The 6,896-nt window shown below is 74.0% G+C and carries 9 protein-coding genes; 6 read left to right on the top strand and 3 right to left on the bottom strand.

Going from position 1 to position 6,896, the window contains the following annotated elements; all coding sequences use genetic code 11:
* The 3 genes from DQ237_RS18490 to DQ237_RS18480 all read right to left on the bottom strand — a co-directional run.
* On the bottom strand, positions 1-191 hold a 191-nt coding region (locus DQ237_RS18490), incomplete at its 3' end, for a hypothetical protein (RefSeq protein ID WP_147251852.1).
* A gap of 53 nt (positions 192-244) precedes the next feature.
* Positions 245-1,717 carry an aldehyde dehydrogenase family protein gene (locus DQ237_RS18485; protein ID WP_113801609.1) on the bottom strand — a complete coding sequence of 491 codons (1,473 nt, stop codon included), beginning with the start codon at positions 1,715-1,717 and terminating at the stop codon, positions 245-247.
* A 47-nt stretch (positions 1,718-1,764) separates the two neighbouring features.
* Positions 1,765-2,316 (bottom strand): hypothetical protein, encoded by a 552-nt coding sequence (locus DQ237_RS18480; RefSeq protein WP_113801608.1) that lies wholly within the window; start codon positions 2,314-2,316, stop codon positions 1,765-1,767.
* A 65-nt stretch (positions 2,317-2,381) separates the two neighbouring features.
* Between DQ237_RS18480 and rpe the strand changes: the two genes are divergently transcribed.
* Genes rpe through DQ237_RS18450 form a run of 6 tightly spaced genes read left to right on the top strand, consistent with a single transcriptional unit; the run spans position 2,382 to position 6,890 of the window.
* Positions 2,382-3,053, top strand: coding sequence for a ribulose-phosphate 3-epimerase (rpe, locus tag DQ237_RS18475; protein WP_240619736.1), 672 nt, complete (start codon positions 2,382-2,384; stop codon positions 3,051-3,053).
* Positions 3,050-4,126 carry a bifunctional diaminohydroxyphosphoribosylaminopyrimidine deaminase/5-amino-6-(5-phosphoribosylamino)uracil reductase RibD gene (gene ribD, locus DQ237_RS18470; protein WP_205730284.1) on the top strand — a complete coding sequence of 359 codons (1,077 nt, stop codon included), beginning with the start codon at positions 3,050-3,052 and terminating at the stop codon, positions 4,124-4,126. The genes rpe and ribD overlap by 4 nt, the downstream gene beginning before the upstream one ends.
* A 1-nt stretch (position 4,127) precedes the next feature.
* Entirely contained in the window at positions 4,128-4,751 is a 624-nt protein-coding gene (locus tag DQ237_RS18465) for a riboflavin synthase (protein WP_113801606.1), read from the top strand.
* Entirely contained in the window at positions 4,748-6,106 is a 1,359-nt protein-coding gene (locus DQ237_RS18460; RefSeq protein WP_113801605.1) for a bifunctional 3,4-dihydroxy-2-butanone-4-phosphate synthase/GTP cyclohydrolase II, read from the top strand. Before DQ237_RS18465 ends, DQ237_RS18460 begins: the two co-directional genes overlap by 4 nt.
* Complete coding sequence (ribH, locus tag DQ237_RS18455) at positions 6,103-6,630, top strand: 6,7-dimethyl-8-ribityllumazine synthase (RefSeq protein WP_113801604.1); 528 nt, start codon at positions 6,103-6,105, stop codon at positions 6,628-6,630. The genes DQ237_RS18460 and ribH overlap by 4 nt, the downstream gene beginning before the upstream one ends.
* Positions 6,627-6,890: a phosphoribosyl-ATP diphosphatase gene (locus tag DQ237_RS18450; protein WP_113801603.1), complete on the top strand. Its 264-nt coding sequence runs from the start codon at positions 6,627-6,629 to the stop codon at positions 6,888-6,890. The genes ribH and DQ237_RS18450 overlap by 4 nt, the downstream gene beginning before the upstream one ends.
* Positions 6,891-6,896: the final 6 nt, after the last annotated feature.

The following is a 6,896-nucleotide window of genomic DNA, read 5'->3' as shown; positions in this document are numbered from 1 at the left end:
TGAGCCTCCGCGGCCACGACCTGCTGCAGCAACACCGCCGCCACCCCGGCGCCGCGGTGGGCCGGCAACCACCCGCTCAACGGCTCGCCCAACCCCGGAGCAGGGTCCGGGTCGACCAGCTCCCACGGCGAGGGCGCAGCGTCGACGGGCACCACGGTCACCCCGACCGCGAACCCCACACCCGACGACATACCCGCAGGCTAGGCCGGGGGTACGACAGTTCTCGGCGCCCACCGGACGACGATCAGAACGGGAACTTCCGCTTGGTGTGCTGGACGCTCACCCAGTGGTCGGTGGTGAACTCCTCGATCGCCCACTCGCCGCCGAACCGGCCCAGCCCCGACTCCTTCTCGCCACCGAACGCGGTGTTGTTCTCGTCGTTGAGCGGCGAGTCGTTGACGTGGGTCATCCCGGCCTCGACCCGCAGCGCGAACTGCACCCCGCGCAGCGTGTCCTCCGTGAAGACGGCGCTGGACAGCCCGTACTCGGTGTCGTTGGCGATCGCGAGCGCGTCGTCCTCGTCCCGGGCGCGGATGATCGTCACGACCGGACCGAACATCTCCTGCCGCGCGCTGGCGACGTCGTTCGTGCCGAGCAGCACGTGCGGCGGCAGGACCGAACCGATCGGGCCCGTCGGGTCCCCACCCAGCACCTGCCGCGCCCCGTCGGAGACGGCGGCGGAGATCTTCTCCTGGATGCCCTCGAGCTGCTTGGCGTTGATGATCGGGCCGATCACGGTGTCGGACTCCTGCGGGTTGCCGGCCTCGAGCGACCGGGCCCGCTCGACGTAGCGCTCGACGAACTCGTCGTGCACCGAGTCGTCGACCACGATCCGGTTGGTGATCATGCAGACCTGGCCCTGGTGGAAGAACTTCCCGAAGATCGCCGCGTCGACCGCGTAGCCCAGGTCGGCGTCGTCCAGCACGACGAGCGGGCCGTTGCCGCCGAGCTCCAGCGACAGCTTCTTCAGCCCGGCCTTCTCGGCGATGCCCTTGCCGACCGGCGTCGAGCCGGTGAAGGAGACGACGCGCGGCGTGGGGTGCGAGACGATCGCGTCGCCGATCTCGCTGCCCGAGCCGATGACGACGCTGAGCAGGCCCTCCGGCAGCCCGGCCTCCTCGTAGATCTTGGCCAGCAGCAGGCCGCCGGTCACCGGGGTGTCCCCGGCCGGCTTGAGGACGACGGCGTTGCCCAGTGCCAGCGCCGGCGCCACCGAGCGGTTGGACAGGTGCATCGGCACGTTCCACGGGCTGATGACGGCGACGACGCCGACCGGACGCCGGTAGACGCGGCTCTCCTTGCCCTCGATGTCCGCGGGCAGGATCCGGCCCTCGACCCGGTACGGGTAGGACGACGCCTCGTGGAAGTCGCGCAGGGTGATCGCGTACTCGAACTCCGCGGCGGGGGCGGCCGCACCGCTCTCGCGGATGTGCCAGTCGACGACCTCGTCCTTGCGGGCCTCCATGATCCGCGCCGCACGCCGCAGCACCTCGGCCCGCTCGCTGGGCAGGCGCGCGGCCCAGTCGCGCTGGGCGTCCTTCGCCTTCGCATACGCCGCGTCGAGGTCCTCGGCGTCCGCCAGCCGGATCTCGGTCAGCGTCTCGCCGGTGTAGGGGTCGGTGTCGGTGGCGGTCTTCTCCGAGCTGCCGGGTCGCCAGGTGCCCGCGATCGGCATTCGGTCGAATCCGTCGTAGCGCGCAGGGGTGTCGGAAGCCATGGCTGGGGCCCTACCCGGTCGTGCGCAACGGACACGCGGTCCGCCGCTCAGTCGCGCGGGGGCCCTGGCGGATCAGCCAGCCACCGACGCCCGGCCCGGGCCTCGCGCTCCCGGACGAGGAGGTGGAGGACGGCCGCCACGAGCAGCAGCACGCCGCCCGGCACGGCGGTCGCCGGCTGGTCCCAGGCTCCGGAGACCAGGGGAGTGGCCACGACCATGCCGACCAGCAGCCAGCCGAGCAGACGCCCCCGGACGAAGTTCCTGGCGGTCCGGTCCGCCGGCTCCCGCCGGCCAGGGCCCGGATCCACGTGCTGGAGGACGGCGTACTCGGCGATGAGCCGCTGCGCCTGGGCCTGCACACCGCGCCGCGAGGCGAGCTGCCACCACGCGGCGGTGAGGACCAGCAGGAGGAAGGCCACGGCGCCGGTCCACATCGCCGCCGACCAGCTCCGCGGCTCCAGGACGAGCAGGGCCGCCCCGGCCGCGTACGCGAGCAGCGTCGCCGTCGACCAGCCCAGCAGCTCGCGCCCCCGGGCCGCGGCGGCGGCGCTCGCGTCGTCGGGGAGCCGGTCCGAGGCGGACTGGCGTGTCTCGCTCACCGGGGCAGCGTAGGCCCAGCCGGTCGGGCGGGGCAGTGATCACGCCGCACCTAGACTCGGCGGACGTGTCCCGGGAACCGATGATCGCGCCCAGCCTTCTGTCGGCGGACTTCGCCCGCCTCGCCGACGAGGTGGCGCGGGTGGCCGACGCCGACTGGCTGCACGTCGACGTCATGGATGCGCACTTCGTCCCGAACCTCACCCTCGGGCTGCCCGTGGTCCAGGCGATCCAGGAGGTCAGCCCGGTCCCGCTGGACTGCCACCTCATGATCGAGGACCCCGAGCGCTGGGCACCGGGCTACGCCGAGGTCGGCGCGCGGAACGTCACCGTGCACGTCGAGGCCTGCCGCGACGCCCGCGCCGTCGCCCGCGACATCCGCGCTGCCGGCGCCCTCGCCGGCCTGGCCATCAAGCCCGGCACCCCGCTGGAGGACCACCTCGAGCTCCTCCGCGACTTCGACACCCTGCTGGTGATGAGCGTCGAGCCCGGCTTCGGGGGCCAGTCCTTCATCGCCGACGTGCTGCCCAAGGTGCGCGAGGCCCGCCGGCTGGTCGACAGCGGTGAGCTGACCCTCCTGGTCGAGATCGACGGCGGCATCAACGCCGACACCATCGAGCAGGCCGCCGAGGCCGGCGTCGACATGTTCGTGGCCGGCTCGGCCGTGTACGGCGCCCAGGACCCCGCTGCCGCCATCGCCGCCCTCCGGGCGCAGGCGGCAGCGGCGCGGCCGGCGTGACCGTCACCGGCGCCGAGCTCGCCGCGATGGCCCGCGCCCGGGAGCTCGGCACGACGGTGCTCGGCACGACCAGCCCGAACCCTGCCGTCGGCGCCGTGGTGCTGGCCGCCGACGGCACGGTGGTCGGCGAGGGCGCCACCAACCCCCCGGGCGGCCCGCACGCCGAGGTGGTCGCCCTCGCCCAGGCGGGGGAGCGGGCCCGGGGCGGAACCGCCGTCGTCACCCTCGAGCCGTGCGCGCACACCGGGCGCACCGGCCCGTGCGCCGACGCGCTCCTCGCGGCCGGCATCGCGCGCGTCGTGGTCGCCGTCCCGGAGCCGACCGAGCTCGCCGGTGGCGGAGCGGAGCGGCTGCGTGCCGGCGGGGTCGACGTCGTTCTCGGTGTCGAGCAGGAGGCCGCGGAGAGCGGCGCCCTGGCGGGCTGGCTGACCGGCGTGCGCGCGCAGCGCCCGTACGTGATCTGGAAGGTGGCGGCCACCCTCGACGGCCGGGTCGCCGCCGCCGACGGCAGCAGCCGCTGGATCACCGGCCCCGAGGCGCGAGCCGAGGTGCACCGCCTGCGCGCCGGCTGCGACGCCGTCGTCGTCGGCTCGGGGACCGCGCTCACCGACGACCCGCAGCTCACCGTGCGCGACGCCGACGGCCGGGACGCCGCACGGCAGCCGCTCCGGGTCGTGCTCGACCGCCGCGACCGGCTGCCCGCGACCGCACGGGTGCTCGACGACGCCGCGCCCACGCTGGTCAGCCCCGCCGGCAGCCCGGCCCAGCTGCTGGCCGAGCTCTTCGCGCGTGACGTCCGCCGGGTGCTCCTCGAGGGCGGGCCGACACTGGCCGCCGCCTTCCTGCGCGAGGGGCTCGTCGACGAGGTCGTCCTGCACCTCGCGCCGAAGCTGCTCGGTGCCGGACCCTCCCTGGTGGGCGACCTGGGAATCAGCGCGATCGGCTCCGCGCTGTCCTTCTCGGTCGCCGGTCTCACCCCCCTGGGCGGGGACGTGCAGATCCGGCTGCGCCCCACCCGGCACACTGGTGGGGGCACCCGCACCGGCGGGGACGTACTGGACGGAGGGAGCTGAGGTGTTCACCGGCATCGTCGAAGAGGTGGGCACCCTGGCGGCCCGGCAGGACCAGGGCGACTCCGCCGTCCTGAGCATCCGCGCCCGCACGGTCCTCACCGACGTCTCCCTGGGCGACTCGATCGCCGTCAACGGCGTCTGCCTCACCGTCACCGGCGTGCAGCCCGACACCGACGGCGGCGGGGTCTGGACGACCGACGTCATGGCCGAGACGCTGCGCCGCAGCTCCCTCGGGGCCGTGGCCGAGGGAGCGCCGGTCAACCTCGAGCGCGCGGTCAGCCCGCAGACCCGGCTGGGCGGCCACATGATGCAGGGCCACGTCGACGGCGTCGGCCGGATCGTCGCGCGCACCCCCGGCGAGCACTGGGAGGTCGTGCGCATCGGCATGCCCGCCGCGCTCGCCCGCTACGTCGTCGAGAAGGGCTCGGTCGCCGTCGACGGCGTCTCGCTCACCGTCAGCGCGGTCAGCGCCCTGGACGACCCCGAACCCTGGTTCGAGGTCAGCCTCATCCCCACCACCCTCCGCGAGACCACGCTCGGCGCGCGCGCCACGGGGGACCCCGTCAACCTGGAGGTCGACGTGATCGCCAAGTACGTGGAGCGTCTGCTGGGAGCCCGCTCGTGAGCGCGCCCGTCACCCGGCTGGACTCCATCGAGGCCGCCCTCGCCGACATCAAGAGCGGCAAGCCGGTCGTCGTGATCGACGACGAGGACCGAGAGAACGAAGGCGACCTGATCTTCGCCGCCGAGCTCGCCACCCCCGAGCTCGTCGCGTTCATGGTCCGGTACACCTCGGGCTACATCTGCGTGGCCGTCACCGAGGAGGACGCCGACCGGCTCGACCTGCCCCCGATGCACCGGGTGAACCAGGACCGGCTCGGCACCGCCTACACCGTGACCGTCGACGCGCGCGAGGGCGTGACCACCGGCATCTCGGCGTCGGACCGGGCGCACACGATCCGCACGCTGGCCGCCGCGGAGACCAGCTCGGCCGACCTCGCCCGCCCCGGGCACGTGGTGCCGCTGCGGGCGAAGGACGGCGGCGTGCTGCGCCGCCCCGGCCACACCGAGGCCTCCGTCGACCTCGCCATGCTCGCCGGTCTCCGTCCCTCCGGCGTGCTCTGCGAGATCGTCAGCGAGAAGGACCCGACCGGCATGGCCCGGGCCGAGGAGCTGCGGGTCTTCGCCGACGAGCACGACCTGTGCTTGATCTCGATCGCCGACCTGATCGCCTACCGCAAGCGCTTCGACAAGCTGGTCGAGCGGGTGGCCGAGGCCGTCGTCCCGCTGGCGCCCGGCACGTTCACCGCCGTGGGCTACCGCAGCAGCTACGACGAGCGCGAGCACGTCGCCTTCGTGTACGGCGACCTTGGTGCAACGGACGGGGCGGGCCCCGGCGAGGACGTGCTCGTCCGCGTGCACTCCGAGTGCCTGACCGGCGACGTCTTCGGGTCGCTGCGCTGCGACTGCGGCCCGCAGCTGCAGGCCGCCCTGGCAGCGGTGGCCCAGGAGGGGCGCGGCGTCGTCCTGTACATCCGTGGGCACGAGGGCCGGGGCATCGGCCTGCTGCACAAGCTGCAGGCCTACCAGCTGCAGGACATGGGCGCCGACACCGTCGACGCCAACCTCGACCTGGGCCTTCCTGCCGATGCCCGCGACTACGGGACGGGCGCGCAGATCCTGGTCGACCTCGGCATCCACACCATGCGGCTGCTCACCAACAACCCGGCCAAGCGCGCCGGCCTGGAGGGCTACGGCCTGAAGGTGCTCGGCCGGGTGCCGCTGCCCAGCCACGTGACGGCGGAGAACCTGGGCTACCTGCGCACCAAGCGGGACCGGATGGGCCACCTGCTCGACATCATCGAGCCGGAGACCGAGTCCGGTCCGGCCGACACCGTGACCGCACCGGCCGACGCGCCCGACGCCACGACGGTGCCCGGCACCGACGTGCCCCTGGGGCAGCGGGAGCAGCAGCTGTGAGCGGGCAGGGTGCCCCCGAGGCGCGGCCGGTCGACGCCGCCGGTCTGACGCTCGGCATCGTCGCCACGACGTGGCACGAGGAGATCACCGGCGCGCTGCTGGACCGCGCGCTGGCCGCGGCGGAGGCCTGCGGGGTCCCGGCGCCGACCGTCGTGCGCGTGCCCGGGGCGATCGAGCTGCCGGTGGTGGTGCAGGCGCTGACCGAGCGGCACGACGCCGTCGTCGCCCTCGGCGTCGTCATCCGCGGTGGCACCCCGCACTTCGAGTACGTCTGCGACTCCGTCACCGCGGGGCTCACCCGGGTTGCGCTCGATGCTGGCAAGCCGGTGGGCAACGGCGTCCTCACGACCAACGACGAGCAGCAGGCCCGTGACCGGTCGGGGCTGCCCGGCTCCGCCGAGGACAAGGGCTGGGAGGCCACCGTCGCGGCCCTGCAGACCGCACTCGTGCTCCGCGAGCTGCGTGCGCCGCAGCGGCAGACCGGCTTCTCCGCGACCCCCGCAGGCCAGGGAGGCCGCTCGTGAAGACCTTCGACTCGCTGTTCGCCGAGCTCGCCGCCAAGGTCGCCGACGGCGATCCCACGTCGGGCACCGTGGCCGCGGTGCGCGACGGGGTGCACGCAGCCGGCAAGAAGGTGGTCGAGGAGGCAGCCGAGTCCTGGATGGCCGCCGAGCACGAGGGCGAGGAGCGCACCGCCGAGGAGATCAGCCAGCTCCTCTACCGCGTGCAGGTGCTCATGCTCGCGCGCGGTCTGACCCTCGACGACGTCTACACCCACCTCTGAAGGAGA

The organism is Blastococcus sp. TF02-8, assembly GCF_003319175.1.
In the GTDB taxonomy this organism is placed as follows: Bacteria; Actinomycetota; Actinomycetes; order Mycobacteriales; family Geodermatophilaceae; genus Blastococcus.
Note: the sequence above shows the minus strand (reverse complement) of the source record. Positions and strands in the feature narration are given on the sequence as shown.

Excerpts from the sequence above, each read along its gene's own strand:
- DQ237_RS18485 (WP_113801609.1), bottom strand. The coding sequence starts at position 1,717 with ATGGCTTCCGACACCCCTGCGCGCTACGACGGATTCGACCGAATGCCG.